The organism is Bradyrhizobium sp. SHOUNA76 (assembly GCF_023006445.1).
Taxonomy (GTDB): Bacteria; Pseudomonadota; Alphaproteobacteria; order Rhizobiales; family Xanthobacteraceae; genus Bradyrhizobium.
The window spans coordinates 1-2953 of sequence record NZ_JALBHA010000650.1; the positions used below are offsets into that span (position 1 = coordinate 1).

The window sequence follows — 2953 nt, forward strand, 5'->3', positions numbered from 1 at the left end:
CCAGCGGCTAGGCCGCGGCGGTCGGGAAACCATTTCAGCGCGTTGCCGACGCAGGTGCCGTACACGGCGCCCGCGCCCATGCCGCCGATGATCGCCGCCGTGTAGAGCAAAGTGAGCGAGTCGGCGTAGGAGTTGAGGATCCAGGACAGCGCGATCATCACGCCGCCGAACATGACGACGATGCGCGGGCCGTATTTGTCGACGAACCAGGCCTCGATCGGCACCAGCCAGGTCTCGGTGACGACGAAGATGGTGAAAGCGAGCTGGATCGCGGCGCGTCCCCAATGATGGGCCGCATCGATCGGATCGACGAACAGCGTCCAGCCGTACTGCAGATTGGCGATCATCGCCATGCAGACGATGCCCATGCCGAGCTGGAGCCAACGGAAACCGGTGCGAAGAGGCGCGGCCGTGACGGCGCCGTCCGTGCTGGAAATCATCAAGAACCTCCCAACGCGCTTTTTCTGGTCGACATCGTTTGCCAAGATGACCTGATGTCGCAATGTTGTGGCTTATCGTCGCAAGCGCGGCGCCGAACTTGGTATACCATATTCCAGAAAGCAAGCCCCAACTTGGCGTTCCAGCCAACAAATCTGCGGTTCCGCCGTCCGGTGAAAGGCCTCGCGCAAACGAAAACGCCCGGCCGCGAGGCCGGGCGTCTGCTCGATGAAGAGCTGTGGTGGAGCGCGTCAGACGGTCGATTTCGCGACCACGACCTTGCGCCAGGGTTTCAGCACCGCGATCGCCAGCAGCGAAGCCAGGATGTTGGCACCGGCTGCGATGATGAACACGCTGTCCCAGGTGCCCGACGATTGCTGCATGTAGTTGCCGATCGGGACCAGCAGCGCGGCGGTGCCCTTCGCGGTGTAGAGCAGGCCGGCATTGGTGGTCGCGAACTTGGCGCCGAACGTGTCGGTGCAGGTCGAGGGGAACAGCGAGTAGATCTCACCCCAGGCGAAGAACACGAAGCCCGAGAGCAGCACGAACCAGATCGGATCGTGACCCCAGAGGTAGAGCATCCAGATGCCGAACCCTTCCATGCCGAAGGCGATGAACATCGTGTTCTCGCGGCCGATCATGTCGGAGATCCAGCCGAAGAACGGACGCGTCAGGCCGTTGAGCACGCGGTCGATCGTGGCCGCGAAGGTCACTGCCGTCATCGTCACGGCCATCAGCGTGACCGGCACGTTGTCGACCTTCCAGTCGGCCGCGATCGGCTTCAGGTTTGCCGTCACCATCAAGCCGCCGGCGCCGACGATCACGAACATGAAGTACATCAGCCAGAAGATCGGCTGACGCAGCACCTCGGTCGGCTGGTAGTTGCGGCGGGTCTGCAGCAGATTGGCATTCGCGACCACGTTCGGCACCTGGCCCGCTTTCGGCGCGAGCAGGAAGAAGGCGAGAATGCAGATGATGATGCCTTGGCCGAGGCCGAAATAGAGGAAGGTGGTCTGGAATCCACTGTCCTTGATCATGGCCTGGATCGGCGCGACCGTCAGCGCGGAGCCTGCACCGAAGCCCGCGGCCGTGATGCCCGCGGCAAGACCGCGCTTGTCCGGAAACCACTTCAGCGCGTTGCCGACGCAGGTGCCGTAGACGCCGCCGGCGCCGATGCCCGCGATGATCATGCCGAGATAGTAGCCGTTGAGCGTGGTGGCCTGCGCGTTGATCGCCCAGCCGATCGCGCAGAGCACGCCGCCGACGAGCACGACGATGCGCGGACCGTATTTGTCGACGAACCATCCTTCGATCGGCACCAGCCAGGTCTCGAACAGCACGAACAGCGTAAAGGCCCATTGGATCGACGCGCGATCCCAGCCGAATTTCTTCTGGATGTCGGGGACGAAGAACGTCCAGCCGTATTGGTAGTTGGCGATCATCACCATCGCCGCTACACCGACCGCCAATTGTGCCCAGCGATAGGCGTCGCTTACGCGCGCGACACTAGGGGCCGCTGCCGACTGCACCATGTCCGTCATTAAAAACCCTCCCGAACGCGCCGATCATTTTTATGCATGCGCTGGCGGGCATCCTGGTATGCATTATGCCAAGATTCAAGCGACGGACGGGGAGGTGCGGCGAAATAACGCGGGTCTGTTCACATGCGTCATGGCGTCGTGCTTGTAAAGCCCCATCGCTGCCGACGTGCTGACGGCGGCGGCCATTTTTTCTATTCAAGCGATTGATTTGATAGACATTTTTTAGCAGGATGGCAACGCCGTGAGCGGGCTGGGAACGCCGGTGCGCGGGGCGATTTTCCCGCTCATGCGCTGCCCGCGTACGCCGACAGGGGGCGTTCGACCAGCGCACCTTCGCTGGAATTCTTTATTCCAGAAGTCCGGCCTGCGACGGTTTGGCAGTGGCGACGGCGCGGATCGCGCCTCACGCCATCGAGGTGCGCAGCCGGCTGTAGCCTTCCTGGATCGCGGACCAGAACAGGGCGACCAGGCCGAGCACCATGATCGTGCTGACGAGGCCGTTGGAGAAGAACACGTTGAGCGAGCCCTGCGACCCCAGCAGCGACTGGCGGAAGGCTTCCTCCGCCTTGTCGCCGAGCACGATGGCGAGCACCAGCGGTGCGAGCGGGTAGTTGCACTTCTTGAGCAGATAGCCGAGCACGCCGAACACCAGCATCAGCATCACGTCGAAGGTGCTGTTGTGCACCGAATAGGCGCCGATGGCGCAGAGCACCAGGATCAGCGGCGCGATGATGCCGAAGGGCACGCGCAGGATCGCGGCGAAGATCGGCACGCAGGTGAGCACGACGATGAGGCCGGCGAGATTGCCGAGATACATCGAGGCGATCAGGCCCCAGACGAATTCCTTCTGCTCGACGAACAGCATGGGGCCGGGCTGCAGACCCCAGATCAGCAATCCCCCGAGGAGGACGGCGGCGGTCGGGGAGCCGGGCACGCCCAGCGACAGCATCGGCAGCAGCGCCGAGGTGCCCGCG

Annotated in this window: 3 protein-coding genes; all 3 read right to left on the reverse strand. The window is 63.2% G+C overall.

The annotated features are described in order from the left end of the window. Positions 1-440: MFS transporter (locus tag MOV74_RS35045; protein WP_246931653.1), on the reverse strand; the 440-nt coding region annotated here is incomplete at its 3' end. 249 nt (positions 441-689) lie between these two features. After that, on the reverse strand, positions 690-1979 hold the full coding sequence (gene oxlT, locus MOV74_RS35050) for an oxalate/formate MFS antiporter (protein ID WP_246931657.1): 1290 nt from the start codon (positions 1977-1979) through the stop codon (positions 690-692). Between the two features lie 403 nt (positions 1980-2382). Further along, positions 2383-2953 (reverse strand): tripartite tricarboxylate transporter permease (locus MOV74_RS35055; protein WP_246931660.1); only part of this gene is annotated, 571 nt, incomplete at its 5' end.

Coding starts and splice junctions, on each gene's coding strand:
- oxlT (WP_246931657.1), bottom strand. CDS start 1,979: ATGACGGACATGGTGCAGTCGGCAGCGGCCCCTAGTGTCGCGCGCGTA.